This window comes from Trinickia sp. HAY1-2D (assembly GCF_056754935.1).
Genome location: NZ_JBPGWX010000002.1, coordinates 3,222,035 through 3,241,974 on the forward strand (window position 1 = coordinate 3,222,035; position 19,940 = coordinate 3,241,974).

Annotated in this window: 16 protein-coding genes; 6 read left to right on the top strand and 10 right to left on the bottom strand. The window is 65.1% G+C overall.

All coding sequences use genetic code 11. From position 1 onward, the window contains the following. The first annotated feature begins 5 nt into the window (after nt 1–5). The gene (gene rng / locus ACR9ZC_RS22105; RefSeq protein ID WP_481581913.1) at nt 6–1,469 is read left to right on the top strand and encodes a ribonuclease G; all 1,464 of its coding nucleotides are present in this window, start codon (nt 6–8) and stop codon (nt 1,467–1,469) included. A 26-nt stretch (nt 1,470–1,495) separates the two neighbouring features. Here the strand turns inward: rng and ACR9ZC_RS22110 are convergent, their stop codons facing one another. After that, complete coding sequence (locus ACR9ZC_RS22110; RefSeq protein ID WP_481581914.1) at nt 1,496–1,726, bottom strand: hypothetical protein; 231 nt, start codon at nt 1,724–1,726, stop codon at nt 1,496–1,498. A gap of 158 nt (nt 1,727–1,884) precedes the next feature. On the opposite strand from ACR9ZC_RS22110, the gene ACR9ZC_RS22115 reads away from it, so the two are divergent. After that, the gene (locus ACR9ZC_RS22115; RefSeq protein WP_331571762.1) at nt 1,885–2,043 is read left to right on the top strand and encodes a hypothetical protein; all 159 of its coding nucleotides are present in this window, start codon (nt 1,885–1,887) and stop codon (nt 2,041–2,043) included. Between the two features lie 81 nt (nt 2,044–2,124). Continuing rightward, complete coding sequence (locus ACR9ZC_RS22120; protein ID WP_331571763.1) at nt 2,125–2,451, top strand: hypothetical protein; 327 nt, start codon at nt 2,125–2,127, stop codon at nt 2,449–2,451. A 47-nt stretch (nt 2,452–2,498) separates the two neighbouring features. On the opposite strand, the gene msbA is transcribed toward ACR9ZC_RS22120, so the two are convergent. Then, a complete protein-coding gene (gene msbA, locus ACR9ZC_RS22125; RefSeq protein ID WP_331571765.1) occupies nt 2,499–4,280 on the bottom strand; it encodes a lipid A export permease/ATP-binding protein MsbA in 1,782 nt (593 codons plus the stop codon). Between the two features lie 191 nt (nt 4,281–4,471). Here msbA and ACR9ZC_RS22130 point away from each other — a divergent pair, with 191 nt between their 5' ends. Beyond that, nucleotides 4,472–5,266, top strand: a complete 795-nt coding sequence (locus tag ACR9ZC_RS22130) for a glycosyltransferase family 2 protein (RefSeq protein ID WP_481581915.1) — start codon at nt 4,472–4,474, stop codon at nt 5,264–5,266. A 44-nt stretch (nt 5,267–5,310) separates the two neighbouring features. On the opposite strand, the gene ACR9ZC_RS22135 is transcribed toward ACR9ZC_RS22130, so the two are convergent. The 7 genes from ACR9ZC_RS22135 to dnaE all read right to left on the bottom strand — a co-directional run bounded on the left by ACR9ZC_RS22135 (nt 5,311) and on the right by dnaE (nt 16,334). Continuing rightward, nucleotides 5,311–6,486 carry a glycosyltransferase family 9 protein gene (locus ACR9ZC_RS22135; RefSeq protein ID WP_481581916.1) on the bottom strand — a complete coding sequence of 392 codons (1,176 nt, stop codon included), beginning with the start codon at nt 6,484–6,486 and terminating at the stop codon, nt 5,311–5,313. 25 nt (nt 6,487–6,511) lie between these two features. Continuing rightward, on the bottom strand, nt 6,512–7,801 hold the full coding sequence (locus ACR9ZC_RS22140; protein WP_481581917.1) for a glycosyltransferase: 1,290 nt from the start codon (nt 7,799–7,801) through the stop codon (nt 6,512–6,514). Beyond that, nucleotides 7,788–9,044, bottom strand: coding sequence for an O-antigen ligase family protein (locus ACR9ZC_RS22145; protein WP_481581918.1), 1,257 nt, complete (start codon nt 9,042–9,044; stop codon nt 7,788–7,790). Before ACR9ZC_RS22145 ends, ACR9ZC_RS22140 begins: the two co-directional genes overlap by 14 nt. Then, the gene (locus tag ACR9ZC_RS22150) at nt 9,041–10,168 is read right to left on the bottom strand and encodes a glycosyltransferase family 9 protein (protein ID WP_481581919.1); all 1,128 of its coding nucleotides are present in this window, start codon (nt 10,166–10,168) and stop codon (nt 9,041–9,043) included. The genes ACR9ZC_RS22145 and ACR9ZC_RS22150 overlap by 4 nt, the downstream gene beginning before the upstream one ends. A 280-nt stretch (nt 10,169–10,448) precedes the next feature. Beyond that, nucleotides 10,449–11,462 carry a lipopolysaccharide heptosyltransferase I gene (gene waaC / locus ACR9ZC_RS22155; protein WP_481581920.1) on the bottom strand — a complete coding sequence of 338 codons (1,014 nt, stop codon included), beginning with the start codon at nt 11,460–11,462 and terminating at the stop codon, nt 10,449–10,451. A gap of 155 nt (nt 11,463–11,617) precedes the next feature. Beyond that, the gene (locus tag ACR9ZC_RS22160) at nt 11,618–12,736 is read right to left on the bottom strand and encodes a glycosyltransferase family 4 protein (protein ID WP_481582740.1); all 1,119 of its coding nucleotides are present in this window, start codon (nt 12,734–12,736) and stop codon (nt 11,618–11,620) included. Nucleotides 12,737–12,773: 37 nt separating this feature from the next. Continuing rightward, on the bottom strand, nt 12,774–16,334 hold the full coding sequence (gene dnaE / locus ACR9ZC_RS22165) for a DNA polymerase III subunit alpha (RefSeq protein ID WP_481582741.1): 3,561 nt from the start codon (nt 16,332–16,334) through the stop codon (nt 12,774–12,776). Between the two features lie 217 nt (nt 16,335–16,551). Here dnaE and ACR9ZC_RS22170 point away from each other — a divergent pair, with 217 nt between their 5' ends. Together ACR9ZC_RS22170 and gluQRS are read left to right on the top strand one after the other, a co-directional pair. Continuing rightward, the gene (locus tag ACR9ZC_RS22170) at nt 16,552–17,415 is read left to right on the top strand and encodes a sulfurtransferase (RefSeq protein WP_440560484.1); all 864 of its coding nucleotides are present in this window, start codon (nt 16,552–16,554) and stop codon (nt 17,413–17,415) included. A gap of 11 nt (nt 17,416–17,426) precedes the next feature. Then, a complete protein-coding gene (gene gluQRS / locus ACR9ZC_RS22175) occupies nt 17,427–18,377 on the top strand; it encodes a tRNA glutamyl-Q(34) synthetase GluQRS (RefSeq protein ID WP_481581921.1) in 951 nt (316 codons plus the stop codon). Nucleotides 18,378–18,394: 17 nt separating this feature from the next. Here gluQRS and ACR9ZC_RS22180 read toward each other — a convergent pair whose 3' ends face one another. Beyond that, nucleotides 18,395–19,843, bottom strand: a complete 1,449-nt coding sequence (locus ACR9ZC_RS22180; protein WP_440560486.1) for a DEAD/DEAH box helicase — start codon at nt 19,841–19,843, stop codon at nt 18,395–18,397. Between the last annotated feature and the right edge of the window lie 97 nt (nt 19,844–19,940).

A 19,940-nucleotide genomic window follows, 5' to 3' on the forward strand; every position in this document is an offset into this window, starting at 1 on the left:
TTCCGATGAACGAAGAGATTCTGATCAATGTCACTCCGCAGGAAACGCGCGTCGCGCTGGTCCAGCAAGGCGCCGTGCAGGAACTTCACGTCGAGCGCACGGCATCGCGGGGGCGCGTGGGGAACGTTTATCTCGGTAAGGTCGTGCGGGTGTTGCCGGGGATGCAATCCGCGTTCATCGATATCGGCCTCGAACGTGCGGCGTTCCTGCATGTCGCCGATATCTGGCAGCCGCGCGCCGCGGGCGAACATGCGGGGCCGGTGCAGCCGATAGAAAAGACGGTGTTCGAGGGGCAGACGCTGATGGTTCAGGTGATCAAGGACCCGATCGGCACGAAGGGGGCACGCCTGTCGACGCAAGTCAGCATCGCGGGCCGCACGCTCGTCTATCTGCCGCAGGAGCCGCATATCGGCATTTCGCAAAAGATCGAAGACGAAGCGGAGCGCGAGGCCATTCGCGCGCGCTTGACCGCGGTTCTGCCCGCCGACGAAAAAGGCGGCTATATCGTGCGCACGATCGCCGAAGATGCCACGAGCGAAGAGCTGGCGGGCGACGTAGCCTATCTGCGCAAGACCTGGGCCACGATCGTCGCTCAGGCCCAACGCCTGCCACCCACGAGTCTGCTTTATCAGGACCTCAATCTCGCACAGCGCGTATTGCGCGATTTCGTCAACGACGAGACGACGCGGATTCAAGTCGATTCGCGCGAGACTTATCAAATGCTCGTGGAATTCGCGACCGAATTCACGCCGGCCGTCAGCGCGAAGCTCAACCACTATATCGGCGAGCGGCCTTTGTTCGATCTTTATAACGTCGAAACGGAAATTCAACGGGCGCTGTCGCGGCGCGTCGATCTAAAGTCCGGCGGCTATCTGATGATCGACCAGACCGAAGCCATGACGACCATCGACGTCAATACCGGCGGCTATGTCGGCGCGCGCAATTTCGACGATACGATCTTCAAGACCAATCTCGAAGCCGCGCACACGATCGCGCGGCAACTGCGGCTGCGCAATCTCGGCGGCATCATCATCATCGACTTCATCGACATGGAAAACGCCGAACACCGCGATGCCGTGCTCGGCGAGTTGAAGAAGGCGCTGTCGCGCGACCGCACGCGTTCGACCGTCAACGGCTTTTCGCAGCTGGGGCTCGTCGAGATGACGCGCAAGCGCACGCGCGAATCGCTGGCGCACGTGTTGTGCGAACCGTGCCCCGTTTGTCAGGGCAAGGGACAAGTCAAAACAGCACGCACCGTCTGCTACGACGTGCTGCGTGAAATTCTGCGCGAGTCCCGCCAGTTCAATCCGCGCGAGTTCCGCGTCATCGCCTCACAGCAAGTCATCGATCTTTTTCTCGATGAGGAATCGCAACATCTCGCGATGCTGATCGATTTCATCGGCAAACCTGTGTCACTGCAGGTCGAGTCGAACTTGAGCCAGGAACAGTACGACATCGTGCTGATGTAGCGCTGGCGGAATTGCCCGCTTGCGGCTCAACGGCGCCCGTGCCCCCCGCCGTGGTGATGATGGTGGCCCCCGCCGCCGAACACCCCAACGATGCCGACCGACGGTCCAGCGTAATAGCCGGGTGCGTAGTAGCCCGGCGCGTAATACTCCGGTGCGTAGCCATACCCCGGATCGTAGCCGTAGTAGGCCGGGCCCGGATCGACCACGCAACCGGCCAGCCCGCCGGCGAGCAAGACGGCAACGATTGATCTGACCATGATATGTCCCCTTCGTACAGCTTAGAGCACGTCGTTGCGCATAGCGTTCGAGAGGACTTGTGTCATCCCGTTACAGACGTAACGCGGCCAGTCCCTCAGCCCCCCGTTCGCAAATCACCTAGAATTGACTGACGCAGGTGAGTCATCGGGAGGTCCTCATGGCCCAATCGATCGAAAGCATCGTGACCGGCCTCGTCTTGCTGATTGCCGCCGTCGTCATCGTCGCGTCGCACTATCAACGCGAGCACCGGCGTGAACGATGGCTCGGCCGCACGAGCGGTCATCGCCTTTGGGACAGGGTCTGGCGTCGGCACTGAGACCCGCGCGGCAACGCAACATTTGCGGCCGGCGCGGCAACCGCGCTGTCGCCCGACCGCTCCTTGCAGGGAGACGGTGCCATGTCTGATGAAACCCTCGCGTGGCGGATGACCGAATACGAAGGCTTCGAAATTCATGTCGCCACGCCAGTGAAGGAACCGGAAGCTGCGTCGGCTGCCGGCCGGTCATCCGTGGCCTCGTCGCCGTATACGTACATCGGTTATGTCTGCCATCCGGGCGCCGATCCGAAATTACCCGGTCACGTCGTTCCGTTTCATGCCGATGGCGAGGAAGCCTTCGAGAGCGAAGCCGCCGCGTGGGAAGAGGCGGTACACATCGGGCGCAGCATCGTCGACGGCACCCATCCCGACCTCACCGTCTTACCGCTCGTGACCGGTGGTGTCTGAGCGTGGGCGGTAGGGTACGAGCGTTTCGAGCAAGCGGTAATACCCGCTCAGGCGGCCTGCTGCTGGTACTGGATGCGATGCAGATGGGCGTACAGGCCATCGCGTCGCAGCAGATCGGCATGGCTGCCCTCTTCCGCGATGCGGCCCGCTTCCATGACGAGAATGCGATCGGCCCGCTCGATCGTCGAAAGCCGGTGCGCGATCACGAGCGTCGTACGGCCTTCCATCAGCGTCTCCAGTGCAGCCTGCACATGGCGTTCGGACTCGGAATCGAGCGCCGAGGTCGCTTCGTCGAGAATCAGTATCGGCGCATCTTTGTAGATCGCCCGCGCAATCGCGAGACGCTGCCGCTGTCCGCCCGAAAGCCTCATGCCATTGCCGCCGATGACCGTATCGATGCCGTTCGGCATGGCTGCGACGGCATCCGCCAGGTTGGCCGCCCGCAGCGCCGCGTCGACGCGCTCGCGATCGGGCGTCTGGCCGTACGCGACGTTGGCCGCGATGGTGTCGTTGAACAGCACCACGTCCTGGCTCACCATCGCCATCTGAGCGCGCAAGGCGTGAATGTCGTATTCGGCAATCGGCACACCGTCGACGAGAATCGTTCCGTCCGTGGGATCGAAAAAGCGCGGCAGCAGGTTGACGAGCGTCGTCTTGCCGCTGCCCGACGGCCCGGCGAGCGCCACCATCTCGCCCGGCGCCACTTTGATCGAGACGTTTTTAAGAATCGGCTGATCGGTGGTGCCGTAGGAGAACGACACGTCGCGGAACTCGATCTCGCCGCGCGAGCTCGGCAGTTCGCGGGTACCGCCGTGGGGCTCGGCCGGCTCGTCGATGAGGCCGAAGATCAGCTCGGCTGCGGTCATACCACGCTGTAGCGGCTGATTGACGTCGATCAGATGCTTGAGCGGCGAAATGACGAGCAGCATGGAAGTGACGAATGCGACGAAGCCGCCCACCGTCGTCTGGTCGTTCGCCGATTGCAGGACCGCGATCGTAATGACGATGGCGAGTGCGATCGACGCGAGGAACTGCGTGAGCGGCTGCGCGAGACCGCCCGAGACGGTCATCCGCATGGCATAGCCCCTCAGGCGCCTGCTCATTTCGGTGAAACGATCGATTTCGTACGGCTCGCCGTTGTGGACCTTGACGACTTTGTAGCCGCCCACCGTCTCTTCGACGATATAGGACAGCTCGTTGGTGAGCGTTTGCTGCTCGCGTCCGAGACGGCGCAAACGCCGGTTGATCTTGCTGACGATCCAGCCGATGCCGGGCAGGATTACCGCCACGATGAGCGTGAGCCGCCAGTTCAGATAAAAGAGGTAGCCGAGCAGGAAGACGACCGTCAGCGTATCGCGCACTAGCGTCACCATCACGCCGGTCAGCACGCTCAGGATCTGATTGACCTCGAAGACGATCGCGTTGATGACGGTGCTTGCCGTCTCCCGCTGAAAGAACGATGCGCTCGTATGGATCATCCGCTCGAACATCGTGAGCCGCAGTTGCAGCAAGATGCGGTTCGACACATACGAGAGCAGATACCCGGACGCATATTGCGATACGCCGCGCACGAGCGCGAGCCCGATGACGGCCAGGGGCACGAGCCATTTCGCGCTCACACTCGCCTTCGCGCCGAAACCGTGGTCGAGCAGCGGCTTGAGCAGCGCGGGGATGCCCGCGTCGGTCGCGGAACTCACGCCCATCGTGACGACCGCCAGCAGCACGACCCACACGTTCGGTTTGATGTACGGCCAAAGCCGTTTGAGCACGGATGCGGGCGACGTTCCACTCTCGCCTATCGCCTTGCGCAGGGTATTTTCGGTTTCCAACTGATTCCTTCGCCCGTTCCTTCGTTGCCGTGCCCGTATGCGCGCGAGAGCGCGTGCAGCCTCCAAAACCGGTGCATTATAGCTGCCCGGCCACCGGCGCGCGGCGGCGGGCCACCGACGCCCCGAAGCACGCGGGACGTCCGAGGCACACTCCGGCCTGTATACTCCGCTCACTTTCCACGACGCGACCCATGCCCGCCGTGTCCGCCACGAACCCGCCCCCTGCCCGTCCGACGCTCGGCGTCGCCATCATCGCGCTCAACAGTGAGGCGCATCTCGCGCAATGCCTCGATGCGGTGGCATTCGCCGACGACATCGTCGTCGTCGACGGCGGCAGTCGCGACGCCACGGTCGCCATCGCGCGAGCACGCGGCGCGCGCGTGCTCATCGAGACCGACTGGCCCGGCTTCGGGCCGCAGAAAAACCGCGCTGTCGCAGCGCTCGACACCGACTGGGTGCTGTCGATCGATACCGACGAGATCGTGTCGCCCGAGTTGGCCCGCTCGATCGACGAAGCGCTTCGCGCGCCACGCGCGAGCGTCTACGCGGTGGACCGGCTCTCGAGCTTTTGCGGCGACTGGATCCGCCACAGCGGCTGGTATCCGGACTGGATACCGCGCTTGTTCAGACGCCACGCCGCGCGCTTTTCCGACGATCTCGTTCATGAGCGCCTCGTCTTCGATGGGCCGGCCGAACGGCTCGAAGGCAAGCTGCTGCATTACTCGTACGAGGACTTCGAGACGGTGCTGCGCAAGCTCGATGCCTACTCGAGCGCGGGAGCGCGTCAGCGTTTCGCCGCAGGCGAGCGCGGAGGGCTGGGCGTGGCGCTCGCGCGCGGACTATGGGCCTTCGTGCGCACGTATGTGCTGCGCCGCGGCTTCAGCGACGGGCGCGCGGGCTTCATGATCGCGGTGTTCAACGCGCAGACGGTCTATTACCGGTTCGTCAAACTCGCGTGGCTGGCGCGGCAAAACGAGCGGCGCTGAGCATGCAACCGCATGCCCACTGGCACGCGAGCCCAACGCCCAGTTCAGCCGCGTTCGACCGGGAGGCGAACGAGCGGCTGTGTGTCGCCGGCAACTGACGCCGTTGGAAGACCGAGCATGATCTTCGCCGCATCGATCACCCGCTTCGCGTCGAGTTCGGTCAGACACCGGCTCTCGCTCGCGAGGTGCCGCTCGCACCCTTCCGCCTTGCAGGGCACACACTCTCCCTCGCCTTGCAGCAGGAACACGTTGCCGCGGCGGCCCGACCCGCGCAGCGGCCAAGGTTCGTTGCCGGCAGGCCAGTCGCGCGGCCATGGTCCCCACCGACACGGATTCGACGGCCCGAACAGCGCCACCGTCGGCGTACCGCACGCGGCGGCGATATGCGTGACACCGGTGTCCGGCCCAACGAAAAGTACAGCGCGCCGGATCATTTCGGCGGTCTCGCCAAGGCTCAATTGACCGACGAAGTTCATGACCGGCTCGCCTGCCGACTCGGCAATGCGTCGCGCGTACTCGAGCTCGGCGGACGCCGGCCCGCCGCTCAGCGCAACGACAAAGCCTTGGGCGCGCAGCCAGTCGATCAGTTGCAACCATCCTTGGGCATGCCACTGCTTGTAGGCAAACATCGGATAGGGGTGGACGACGACGAGCGGCCGCGGCGGCATGTCACGGCCCGCCGCGAGCCGGGCGTCGAATGCGGCCCGGCGCGTGGGATCGTCGCCGATCCCCGGAGCCACCACCTCGCCCACCGGGGCAACGCCCAGAACCGGCGCGAGGGCGAGATAGCTCGTCACCGTGTGAACGCGCCGATGCTCGTCCGGCGCCAGACGATGCAACAAAAACCGGGTCGCGCGTTTTGGACGATCGGGATCGAAGAGTCCGACACGCCACCGCCCGGCTGCCCAGGCATAGAAACGGCAACGGCTCGAGGCGAGCGTGGCGCAGGCGATATCGTAGCGGCGCCAAAGACGCGCCGCGCTCGCGAGCCGCTCGCGCCACGAGGCGCGGCGCGCAACCGTGACCACATTTCTGAGGTCGGGATTGTGCTCGAGTACACCCTCGGTACCGCGATAGACGATCATGTCGATCTCGGCGTCCGGCCACTGCCGCTTGATCGATCGCACCAACGCAGTGGCGAGCAAAACGTCGCCGATGCGCTGGGTGCACACGACGGCGACCGTGCGCGGAGGATTGGGAGGGGCAGCGGACTCGTTCACGATGCGAAGAATAAATTACGCCGGTTCAATCGGCGATTGCGGCCGAACTGCGGCCCGATGCATCGAAGATACCCGGACAGAATCGCTGTGCGAGCACGAGCATGCGCGCATTCGCGCTCGATGGAGAAAATGTCCGGACCTTGTCTTGCGCGCGCCGCCTCACGGTATCGCGCAACTGCCCATCGACACTCAAGCGGATCATCGCCTCGCACATGCCGTCCGCGTCGCCGGGCTTCACCAGCAGCCCGGCTTCGCCGCCTTCGAGCAAATCGCGCGGCCCCGTCGGGCAATCGGCCGAGATGACCGGGGTGCCGAGCGCCATGGCCTCGCCGAGAACCATGCCGAAGCCTTCGTACCGGCTGCTCAGCACCAGCATCTCCGCTGCGCGAATGTAAGGGAATGGGTTACTGCAAAAACCGAGAAAGCGAACCGCATCATGAATGCCGAGCTCCTTCGCCAATGCCTCGAGCGATGCACGGTCAGGGCCTTCGCCGATCAGCAGCAGTTGGCCGATCCCGGGCAGGCGCTCACGGGCTTTCGCGTATGCACACAACAGCGTCCTATGATCCTTTTGCCCTTCGTCGAGGCGCGCAACCGATACGATAAACGGCGAGTCCGGCTTGGGCACGGCCTCCTCGGCGCGCCGACGGATCGAGTCGATCTGAATCACGTTCGGCAGTTCCTCTGCACGCGCCTCGGTGCCGCGAAAAAGGCCACGCGCTTCCCTCAACATATCCGGCGTGAGAACCGCCACGGCGGCATAACGCTCGAATTGCCGGATACGCCGGGTCCGGTGGCCCACCGACTTGTTTCCGAGTCGGGCGGCAAAGCTGTAATGACTGACGCCGATCCACGGTACACCCGCGCGTCCGGCAATGCGCCGCAACGAAAGGTCGAAGTCGCAAACGATGTCATGCCGGCCCGCGATCTGCAGGAAACGCCTCGCCACCAGGGGGCGAATCGCGGCATGCGTACTGAGCTTATGCACGAGCTTCTCGAATTTACCGAGCTTGCGATGCCGCTGCGCCTGGTGCAATACATGGCTCCAGCGCGATCGCGCGAGGACGTGCACCTCCACGTCCGGGGGCAACGAATGCCCGCGCCAGAAATCGAGGTCGTCAGTCGGGTACGCCACCGACACCGCCGGGACGAAGCATCGCCTGTCCAATGCATTGATCCATGCGAGGAGCGCCGTCTCGGTGCCTCCCCGCCCGAAATCGTTGATATGGAAGAGAATGCGTACCGGACGCACGGGGCGGGCCGCATCGCCGAGCGCGTCGCTCCCCCCGGATGCGCCGGCGCTAGTTCGGTTCATGGCGTCCGCGTTCGCCTGCGCCCGACAACAGACCAGCGAACGCCCAGAAAGCAAGCATCGTCGTCTTCCACATGAAGTCGTCGGTGAAATTCTTCGTGACCATGCCAACGACGAGCGCGATACCCGCCGCGGCAATATACGGGTCGGCTCGCCGCAGCCGCCAGTAGCGCAGCATCAACGCCACGAGCAGCACGCTTTGCAGCACTACCCCGATCACCCCGGTCTGCAGCCAGGTATTCAGGAACAGATTGTGGGCATGCGTGGGAGCCTGCGGCTCGAGCGCGAGCAGCTCGGGAGGCATGTCGGAACGCAGCGCCAGGCCCGGCAACGGTTTGCCGAATCCTACACCGAGCCAGGCATGATGAAGCGCCTCGCGGCCGTAAAAGGCCCAGAGCTTGGGCCGCGTATCGGAGCGCACCGCATCGTCGAACGCCACGAGCGAGGGCGGCACCTCGTGCGGCTGCCCGGTCGCACCGGATGGACTCGATGCTGCTGCCGCTGCCTGCTCGCCAAAGCGCAACGCGCCACCGTAGATCGCCAGCATCCCGCCAATTGCGGACAAGGCTACCAATACGGCCAGCGCGTATTTGAGACGTCGCCGATAAAGCGGAAAGGCCGCGACGAAAAGCGTCGCCGCAACGGCCGGCCAAAAAAACCGATTCAACGTGGCAAAACCGATAAACACACACAATGCCACGCCCGCCAGCCCGAAGGGCCGGGTGCGCTCGCCCATCATGAGCCCGGCGAACAACGGAATCGCAAAAATCGCGAGCGTGCTCGTATGGCCGACGCGGGCGTAGAAATGCAGCGGGAAAGTCTCGGGCGTGGGAGGCTGTAAATGCCCGAGATAGACAGCGCTGATCGCCGCCAGCAGCAGGCAGGCGGCCCAGCACGCCCACGCTGCCCAGACGGGCCGGCCCACGCGTTGCGCGAACAGCCAAAAGCCCCAAAACGTGACGAGCGGATACACAACCTCGTCGAACCATGCGTGCCGGCTCAAAGCCGGATAGGCGGACCACGCGACAGCCGCAAGGCTCCATGCCGCCCATAAGCCGATCGGCACGGCGAGCGGCCACCGAGCCAACGAGCGAGGCTCCGACCAGGCAGCGACGACCACGCCCAGCCCGGTCAGCGCGAGACCCGTATTGATGACCCCCGTCATATGGCCGAACATCGCCGCGAACGCAATGAGCGGACAAGAAATCGACAGCGAGCGGACAAGCGCCGCGCGGACGTTCGTCATGCCGCCTCCAGCGCGACTTTCAATGCCTCGTTCACCGCGTCGACGCTGAGCCGTCCCATGCAGCCCGCGTGGTCGCCGCGCCAATCGAGGCAAGTCGTCGTATCGCGGTCGCAACGGCGCACCCAGGCGAGCTCGCGGCGAAAGATACCGGGCTGATTGCGGCACGGCATGTCCTCGATCGTCACCGGCACGAACGGCACAGCGCTCCAATAACGTCCGGCCCCGTGAATCTGTGCGTTGCCAGGACCGAAAAGCGTGACGGCCGGTGTGCCGATCAGGCGGGCGAGATGCGCCGTTCCCGTGTCCGGGCAAACGAGCGCCCTGGCCCCGGCAAATAAGTGCCAGAGATCGGCCAGGCCGAGACGCCCTGCGAAATTCAGCCGGGACGAATCGGGATCGATTTGCCGAACGAGTTCCGCTTCGCTCGCACCTCCGCTCCAGACGACACGATAGCCGAGCGCTTCGATGCGCGACGCGAGTTCGCGCCAGCGCTCGATCGGCCACCGCTTGACCGCCGTACTGGCCCCGGGGTGCAGCACGACATAGGGCGTATGCGGCCGCAATGAATCGTCGAATATCACGGGCGCCGGCGCAGGCCAGAATTCAGGGCGGTAAAGGGGCGGAGCCTCGCCTGGCACGAGATCGGCCGCGAGATCGGCCCACGCGGCCGGTCGCTCCGGATACGCGATCAGTTCGTCGACGGGCCAGTTCTTCCACGCCGGCCTGTCGCCGGCATGCGCGACGATCCAGCGGCAACGCGCAGCGTAGGCGAGCCAACTATGACGATTGTCCCCGGTGACGATGCCGAGATCGTAGGGGCCCGAGCGCAATACGTGACGGACGGTACGAGGATCGCGCGGATCGAACGGCAGCGCATCGATGCCGAACGGGCGGCCAGCGTAGAGCGGCACGATCGCTTTCGGACAAGCGAGCACGATTTGCGCGTCCGGATAAAGACCGCGCAGCTTCGCGAGCAACGGCGTGAGCAAAAGGGTATCGCCGAGCAAGAGATGATGCGCAATCAAGATTCGGCGAGGCCGCAGGCACTTGCGGCGAAAAGGCTTGAGCACGAGCCGCGGCAATGCACGCGCAAAGATCTGAATACGTCCTAACAGTCGACTCATTGGCTAACTAATCCCGCCCCGCCATTTGTTGTGTAGTCCTCGAGGCGAGACACACCGTCGCACCGCAACCAGCGGTCCGGACTGTCGCGGCGTCACTCCTTTATGGGATACGCTCGATGCTCGGGACCCGGCATGGCCGCCGGCGGCCCCGTTCGGAAGCTTGCCAGTATACCGTACGCCGATGGGCCGGATCCCGCCTGACCGAGCGCGAATTGCCCAACCGCACTGTGCGCAACCGCCGCCTTCCGGCCTCGGCCAGACGGCGTAACGCTGCATGCGATCAGACCTCGATGCTCGAGGCGGCGGTGCGCGGCGCTTGTGCAGTGGCGGCCGGCCGCCATACGGAAGCGACGGCGTCGGCGACTGCGCCGACGGAAGGCACGTCGCACTCATCTCCGACCGATACCGCGGTACCGGGCAGGCTGACACCGAAATGGCGGCGCGATGTCGCCGTGAAGATCATGACCGTAGGCTGACGGAGCGCGGCGGCAAGGTGCACGAAGCCCGTATCGGTGCCGACGATGAGCGACGCGAGTTCGATGTGCTGCGCGATTTCGAGCACCGATAGCCGCGGCAGCACGAGCGCATCGGGGATGCCCTCCGCAATGGCGAGGGCTTCGGCATATTCGGCCTGCGAGCCCCAGGGTAGCAGAGCCCGAAGGCCCTGGGCCCGCAATTGGGTCCCGAGCCGCTGCCAGTGTTCAAGCGGCCACTTCTTGTCATCGCACGAGGTCGCGTGGAAAAGGATCGCGAATGCCCCATGCCGGGCGGCAGCGGGAATCGCGGCGGGAGCCGGTATCATCAGGCCGAACCGAGGCGGCGTATCGATCGAATAGCCGAAAGCCTGCCCGACGCTCTCGCGCAAGCCTTCCCACGCGTTGCGCTCGGCAGGCCGAGCGAATCGCCTTGAATAAGCGAACGCCGCACCTTTTTCGCCCAGGTCCGCCGACCGGTAGCCGTACCGTGCGCGAGCTCGGGCGAGAAACGCAATGATGGCGCTCTTGTAGACGCCGTGCACGTCGATGACCGCGTCGTACCGGACGCGCCGTAATTCCGCGATCGATGCGGCAATGCGCTTGAAGTCGGTCAAACCGCGCTGCGACTTGAAACGACGCAAAGGGGCGCAAAGAACACGATCGATCCCCGGATTCCATCGCAACACCTCCGCGAACGCGGCGTCGGCGGCCCAGTCGATGCTCACCCCCGGAAAGTTGCGGCGCAAATCGTCCACGAGCGGCTGCGCGTGCACGATGTCGCCAAGCGATGTGACCTTCACGATGAGAACGCGATCCATGGCGCCTTCCGGTGGTTTGGGATTGACGGAGCGGATCCGGCCCGCTAGACGAGCGCATGCTCTGCTCTGCTCGCGCATCCTGCCGCCATGCGCGCAACCGCAAAAGTATACTGGATCGGCGAAACGGCGCGCGCAGGCGTCCTATAAGCAGGCCACTAAGCCGATGGCCGGTGTGCAGCCGCCGTGCGCGTCGCCGGTTGGCGGCGCCGCGCCTCGATCTGCCATGCCAGTCCGAGCAGCGCATCGACATGGGCCGCCACATCGGGGTCGTAGGCCAGGGCGGCTCGGCCACCCGCCGTCCAGGCACGCTGCGGGCCCGTGCGAGCGACACGGGTCGCGCGCTCGAGCGCCGCATGCAGGTCCGCGGCATCGTCCGGTGCGAAGACGAACCGCTGCTCCGGTGCAATGGCATCGCAGCAACCGATGTTCCCCGCGACAATCGCGGGCGTGCCGCACATCGCCGATTCGATGGCGACGAGGCCGAACGGCTCGTACTTCGAAGCAAGAATGGTGAAATCCGCGGCCCGGTAACCGTCTTCCAGGTCCTTGAGGTAGCCAATGTAGCGGATCCGCTCGCTCGTGCGCTCGGGCGGCCGTCCGGCCACCGCGACCACGACCGGCAGCCGCGTTTGCCGCACGACCGTCTCGATGAGCGGCAAGCCTTTGCGCGCGTGAGAGCTCGAAGCGAACAGCAGAACGACCTCATCGTCGGCAAAGCCGAAGCGCCGACGTAGCGTACGACGCGCGTCCATGTCGACGGCGTAAAACCGGGCTGCATCGACGGGCGGGTAGACGAGGCGGATCTTGTCGTCGGGCAAGCCATAAAGCGAACGCAGCTCGTCTCGCATCAGCTCGGAGTGAGCAACCACGATTTCGGCGTTGGCGTATTGCCGCGCTTCGAGCGAGATCTGCCAATGATCCGCGCGCGTCGGCTCGCGGCCCATCGCGCGCAAAAAGCCGCGGTGCGTGCCTCCGCAAACGGCGATTTCGGACGAATCCACGCGATTGCAGCCAATCAGCACGTCCACGCCCGCCGCACGCTTGGCACTGCGCAGCCTCCAGGAAAACCAGTGGTCGCGCAGTTTTCCCGGCAGCCACGAAACGCCGATCTTATGCGGCTCGACGAGCGCGAATTCGGGCAACCCCGTATCGAAACGGCGCGCGAAAAAATCGGGCTCGATGCCGCGTGCTGCCAAGCCACGAGCCAAATCCATGGCATAGCGCTCGAACCCGCCGCCATGTTTGAGCGCGTTGGCAGAAATGCCGAGATGGATCGATCGCCCCGCTGCGCCGGATGTCGGAGGGGGCATATCAATAGACGATTTCGACAGTGCTCGATGCAAATTCGCTGCGCAGTGCGCTCAGCAGGTCGTCGCTGGGACGCACACGCCACGCGTCGCCAAGCCTCACTTCGCCTTGCGCGTGCGCGTTGCTGTAAGCGATCTGCACGGCAAGTCCGTTCGGCATCGCCGTCGTACGTGTACGCGCGCCGTCTCCACCGCCGCGCGGCCCGAACCGCCCGGCCGCCGACGGCGCCGCCGCGGGCGCGCTCGGCTGCGCCTCGGCCGGCGGCGCGCAATGCGCCTCGAGCACGCGCCGCAAGGTCACCGCATCCGCGTTGCCGTTCATGCTGACCTTCACCGCCTGCGCGTAACGGCTGCGCGCACGCTCGAGATCCATGACCGAATCCACGGTGAAACGGATGCCGCCCGTGAAGGCATCGTTGCGCGCCTGCCCTTGCACGACGAGCAACTCGTCCTCCTTGAACACGGCCTTGTTCGCCTCGTATTGCTCGTTGAAGACCGTCACTTCGCACTGCCCCGAGCCGTCGTCGATCAGCGCGATCAGCATCTTGCCGCGCTGAGTCATCTGCGTGCGCAGCGAAACGATGATCCCCGCCACGAGCTTGTCGCGCCCTTCCTTGAGCTCGCCGAGCTTTTGACGTACGAACCGGCGCACCTCGCCCTTGTAGGCATCGAAAAGATGGCCCGAGAGGTAAAAGCCGAGCGCCGTCTTTTCTTCCTGCAGCTTGCGCTTTTCGGGCCAGGCCGGCTCGTCGACAAGCTCATGCCCTTGCGAAGGCCCATCGTCCATTTCGAACAGCCCCGCCTGCATCGCGTTGGCGCTCGCCTGATCGGCCGCCTCCATCGCGAGCGGCACCGACGCAATCAGCTGAGCGCGATTCGCGTGCAGCGTGTCGAACGCGCCGGCACGGATGAGCGCTTCCACGGTGCGCCGGTTGACGACGCGCCGGTCGATGCGGGCACAGAAATCGAATAGATCGACGAACGGGCCCGCCTCCCGCGCGCGCAAAATTTCCTCGATCGCATTCTGGCCGCTGCCCTTGACGGCGCCCAGACCGTAGCGAATCGTGCGGGCGCGCTTGCCATCCGGTTCGGCGACCGGCTCGAAACGGTAGGCCGAGCAATTGATGTCGGGCGGCAGCACGCTCATGCCGTTCGCCTTGCAATCCTCGTAGAGGATCTTCACCTTGTCGGTGTCGTCCATGGCCAAGCTCATGTTGGCTGCCATGAATTCGGCCGGATGATGCGCCTTGAGCCACGCGGTGTAGTAGGCGAGCAGCGCGTATGCAGCGGCGTGCGACTTGTTGAAGCCGTAGCCGGCGAACTTCTCCATCAAGTCGAAGATCTCGTCGGCCTTTGCCCCGCTGAGCCCGTTTTTCGCGGCGCCCTCGCGAAAGAGCTCGCGATGCTTGGCCATCTCCTCGGCCTTTTTCTTGCCCATCGCCCGGCGCAGCAAATCCGCGCCGCCGAGCGAATAGCCGCCGATGATCTGGGCCATCTGCATCACCTGCTCCTGATAGACCATGATGCCGTAGGTCTCTTTCAGAACAGGCTCGACGCGCGGATCGGGATACTCCACCGTCTCGCGGCCATGCTTGCGCGCGCAAAAGCTCGGAATCAGATCCATCGGGCCCGGACGGTACAGCGCCACGAGCGCGATGATGTCCTCGAAGCGATCGGGCTGCGCGTCCTTCAGCATGCCTTGCATGCCGCGGCTTTCCAGCTGGAACACCGCGACCGTATTCGCTTTTTTGAGGATCGAGAACGACGCTTGATCGTCGAGCGGCACTTGCGCGAGCGACCAGTCGGCTTTCGCGGGGTCGAGCCGGCGGATGTAGCGCTCGGCCCAATCCAGGATCGTCAGCGTCGTCAGCCCGAGAAAGTCGAACTTCACGAGGCCGACCGCCTCGACATCGTCCTTGTCGTACTGGCTCACGACACCGCCGTCGTCGCCCTGCGTATAGAGCGGACAGAAGTCGGTCAGTTTGCCGGGCGCAATCAGGACGCCGCCCGCGTGCATGCCCACGTTGCGCGTCAGGCCCTCGACGCGCTGCGCGAGATCGAGCAGTTGGCGGACCTCGTCCTCGTTGTCGTAGCGCTCTTGCAGCAGCGGCTCTTCCTTCATCGCGTCGGCGATCGTGACATGCTTGCCCGGCTTGAACGGGATCAGCTTCGCCACGCCGTCCGTGAACGTGTAGCCGAGATCGAGCACGCGGCCGATATCGCGCACGGCGGCCTTGGCCGCCATCGTGCCGAACGTCGCGATTTGCGACACCGCATCCGCGCCGTACTTGCCCTTCACGTACTGAATGACGCGATCGCGTCCTTCCTGGCAAAAGTCGATGTCGAAGTCCGGCATCGACACGCGTTCAGGGTTCAGGAAGCGCTCGAACAGCAGGTTGTAGCGCAGCGGATCGAGGTCGGTGATGCCCAGCGCGTAGGCGACGAGCGAGCCCGCGCCCGAGCCGCGCCCGGGACCCACCGGCACGCCGTTGTTCTTCGCCCAGTTGATGAAGTCCGCGACGATCAGGAAGTAGCCCGGAAAGCCCATCTTGACGATCGTGCCGCACTCGAACTCGAGCCGCTCGAAATAGCTTTCGCGCGCTTCGTTGCGCTTCGCTTCGTCGGGATAGAGTTCGACGAGCCGGCGCTCGAGCCCGTCTTTCGAGAGCTGCACGAGGTACTCGTCGAGCGACATGCCATCGGGCGTCGGAAAAAGCGGCAGCTTCGGCTTGCCGAGCTCGAGCGTGAGGTTGCAGCGCTTCGCGATTTCGACCGTGTTCGCGATGGCGGACGGGATATCGGCATAAAGCCGCGCCATCTCGTCCTGGGTCAGAAAATGCTGAGCCGTCGTGAAACGCTTTTGCCGGCGCGGATTCGCCAGCATATCGCCTTCCGAAATACAGACGCGCGCCTCGTGCGCGGTGAAATCGTCCGCCGTCATGAACTGCACGGGATGCGTCGCGACGACGGGCAATTGCAGCGCCGATGCGAGCTCGACCGCTTCGTGCACGTACGTCTCGCCGCCCGGCTGGCCGCAGCGCTGCAGTTCGATGTAAAACGCGTTCGGAAAGCGCTCGGCCCAGTGCATGGCGTGGCGTCGCGCCGCTTCCTTGTTGCCCGCTGCAAGTGCGAGGCCTATGTCGCCCTGCTGAGCACCGGAGAGCGCGATGAGCCCAACGGCCAGCGGCGTGTCGAACCAGGCGGGATCGACTTCGGCGCGCCCGCGGTATTGATTCGTGAGCCACGCCCGCGTCAGCAGCTCGCAAAGGTTCAGATACCCGCGGCGATCCTTGACGAGCAGCAGCAGACGCGACGGCTTGTCGCGATCGGCGCTATTGGTGACCCACACGTCGCAGCCGGCGATCGGCTTGATGCCCTTGCCGCGCGCTTCCTTGTAGAAACGGACGAGCCCAAAAGCGTTGGCGAGGTCGGTCAGCGCAAGCGCGCCCTGCCCGTCCTCGGCGGCGGCTTCGACGATGTCGTCGAGGCGCACGATGCCGTCGGCGATCGAGAATTCGGAATGAACGCGGAGATGGACGAAACGTGGATCTGGCATGGGCGGTATTGTACATCCGAGCAGCCCCGGCTTTGCCCGTCCGGTTCGCCGCGGTTGGCCCAGGGATGCGCCGAATCGACCGCCTTCGGGCTTCGTGCGGAACGGCTCGCGCGCATGTCCGCGCGCGGGCCGTCGCCCGTTTGCGGGATAATATGCGTTTTCCCTGTTTGTGCGCCCTCGCGCCCGCTGCCATGCGCGCGCGCTCGCCCGAGTCCGCATCGCCATCATGAGCATCGTCAATCTCGCCGCCTATCGGTTCGTCACACTCAACGCCATCCAGGCCTGGCGCCCGCTCGTCGCCGAACGCTGTGCCGCACTCGGTCTGCGCGGCACCATCCTGCTCGCGCCCGAAGGCATCAATTTGTTCGTCGCGGGCACGCGCGAAGCCGCCGATGCCTTCATCGATTACATCCGTCACGACGCCCTGTTCGAGGGCAAATTCTCGTCGCTGGCGTTCAAGGAGAGTCTGTCGCCCGCGCAGCCGTTCCGGCGCATGCTCGTCAAGCTCAAGCGCGAAATCATCACGATGAAAAAGCCGGCGATCCAGCCCGAGCTCGGCCGCGCACCCGCGGTCGACGCGGCGACGCTCAAGCGCTGGCTCGATAGCGGACACGACGATGCGGGCCGGCCCGTCGTCATGCTCGATACGCGCAACGCGTTCGAAGTCGACGTCGGCACGTTCGACGATGCGATCGATTACCGCATCGCGAAGTTCAGCGAGTTCCCCGAAGCCGTGGCCGCGCATCGCGACGCGTTGGCCGACAAGACCGTCGTCTCGTTCTGCACGGGTGGCATTCGCTGCGAGAAGGCTGCCATTCACATGAAGGAGATCGGCCTCGGGCATGTGTACCAGCTCGAAGGCGGCATTCTGAAATATTTCGAGGAAGTCGGCGGCGCCCATTACCACGGCGAATGTTTCGTCTTCGACTATCGGACCGCGGTCGATCCGCGGCTCGAGCCGACGCCGACGACCCAGTGCTTCGGCTGCCGTGCCGTGGTGACGCAAGAAGCGCAGCGTTCGCCGCTTTACGAAGCCGGCAAGTACTGCCCGGCCTGCCATCCGCGGCGCGAGTCGGCGCGGGCTGCCTGAGCCGGTCGATCATGACCGCTCAGGCCGGGCAAACCGCTGCGGCCGCCGTCGGCTGCACTGCGTCGCGAGCCGCCTATCGCGGCCGGTTCGCCCCTTCGCCGACCGGTCCCCTGCACTTCGGCTCGCTCGTGGGCGCACTCGCGAGCTGGCTCGATGCACGCGCACACGGCGGCGCCTGGCTCGTTCGCATCGAGGATATCGACGGCCCGCGCACGGTGCCAGGCGCCGACCGGGAGATCCTCGCGACGCTCGAACGCTTCGGCATGCAGCCCGACGAGCCGCCGGTCTGGCAAAGCACGCGCACGGCCCTTTACGCCCGCGCATTCGCGCAGCTCAGCGCGACAGGACTCGTCTATCCGTGCGGCTGCACGCGCAAGGAAATTGCCGATTCGCTGGCAAGCCGCAGCGCGCGCCATGCGACGCTGGCCTACCCTGGCACCTGCCGTGGCGGGCTCGCCGGCAAGCCGGCGCGCGCGTGGCGCGTGCGGGTGCCCGATGGGGCGGCGGCGATCGTTTCGTTCGAGGACCGCTGGCAAGGCGTCCAACAGCAGGATCTCGCCACGGAAGTAGGCGACTTCGTCGTGAAGCGCGCCGATGGACAATGGGCCTACCAACTCGCCGTCATCGTCGACGATGCCGATCAGGGCATTACGCATGTCGTGCGCGGTGCCGACCTGCTCGATTCGACCGCGCGCCAGATCTATCTGCAACGGTGTCTTGGCCTGCCCGAGCCCGCCTACCTGCACGTGCCGCTCGTCACGGACGCGAATGGCGAAAAGCTCAGCAAGCAAACCGGCGCTGCCCCGCTCGATGTCAGTCGGCCGCTGCCCGCGCTGCAAGATGCGGCGCGTCATCTCGATCTCGTACCCGCGAGCGGTAACTGGAACGCGACGACACTCGCGGCGTTTCACGAGGAAGCCACCACGCTCTGGGCTCGGCGTTTCGAAGTGCCGCGGCGATAACTGCCGCCGCGTCGAGCTCAGGAAGAGGACGAGTTGCGGCGGGGCATGCCGAAGCCGCCCAGCAGCGCGGCGAGCGGCTGTTTGGGTGCCGTCTTCGACGGTGTTGCGGGTTCGGCGGCGCGCGCTTCGTCGTGCTGGAGTGCCGACGGCGAAGGCTCGTAGGGTTTGAAAAAGAAATCGTCGACCGGCGCGTGCGAATGCCGGTGCACCGGCCGATCATGGGCAGGCGCGGCGCGGCGACGGCCGGGGCGATCGTCGCGCTCGCGCCGCGCGCGCTCCTCGCGCGGATGCCGCGGAGGCGCATCGACCGCGAGCGGCTGAATGACGAGCGGACGTTTGATGAGCTTCTCGATATCGGCGAGCTGCTTGCGTTCGTTAGGGCTGCAAAGCGATAGCGCATCGCCCGATGCGCCCGCTCGCCCCGTACGACCGATGCGGTGGACGTAGTCCTCGGCGTTGAACGGCAGATCGAAATTGATGACCGCGGGCAGTTCCACGATATCGAGACCGCGCGCGGCCACATCGGTGGCAACCAGCGCTTCGATCTCGCCGCGCTTGAATGCGTCGAGCGCCTGCATCCGCTCGTTTTGCGATTTATCGCCATGAATCGCGGAGGCCACGACACCATCGCGCTCGAGCTGCCGGGCAAGCCGCCCCGCGCCGATCTTGCTGTTGCAAAACACGATGACCTGCTTGAGTCCGCGCTCGCGAATCAACTGCACGACGGCGCCTTGCTTGTCGCCTTCGGCCACTTCGTAGACGATCTGCGTGACATTGGTCGCCGTCGAGTTGCTGCGAGCGACTTCGATCGTTTGCGGGTTGCGCAGGTAGGTCGCCGCGAGCTTCTTGATCTCGGGCGAAAACGTGGCTGAAAAGAGCAGCGTCTGGCGCTCCTTCGGCAACAAATTCAGGATGCGCTGCAGATCGGGCAGAAACCCCATGTCGAGCATGCGATCCGCTTCGTCGAGCACGAGCATCTGCACCTGGCCGAGATTGACCGTCTTTTGTTGCACGTGATCGAGCAGGCGCCCGGGCGTGGCGATCAGAATTTCGACGCCGCGCCGCAACTCGGCGGACTGCGGGTTCATGTCGACACCGCCGAACACCACCGCGCTTCTGATCGGCGTGTGCTTGGCGTACGCATGCACGTTGGCGGCAACCTGATCGGCGAGCTCGCGAGTCGGCGTGAGGATCAACGCGCGGACCGGATGCCGCGCGGGCGAGGCGCTCGTGCTCGCCTGCGGCAACAGCCGCTGGATGATCGGCAGCGAGAAACTCGCCGTCTTGCCGGTGCCGGTCTGGGCGGCGCCCATCACGTCGCGGCCGGCGAGGACGACCGGAATCGCCTCCGCCTGAATCGGCGTGGGCGTGGTGTAGCCCTGCTCGACGACCGCTTTGAGGATGTCGGCGGCAAGGCCGAACTGATCAAAGGTCGCGACGGTGGACTGGGCAGCGGGATCTGACATAGTGGCGTTCGCTAAAAGTGCGCCGCTCAGGCGCCGCGCGTCGGTCGCGCGCGGCAGGCGGCCCATGGGCCACGGAGGCGGCTCGGCGGCATCGACG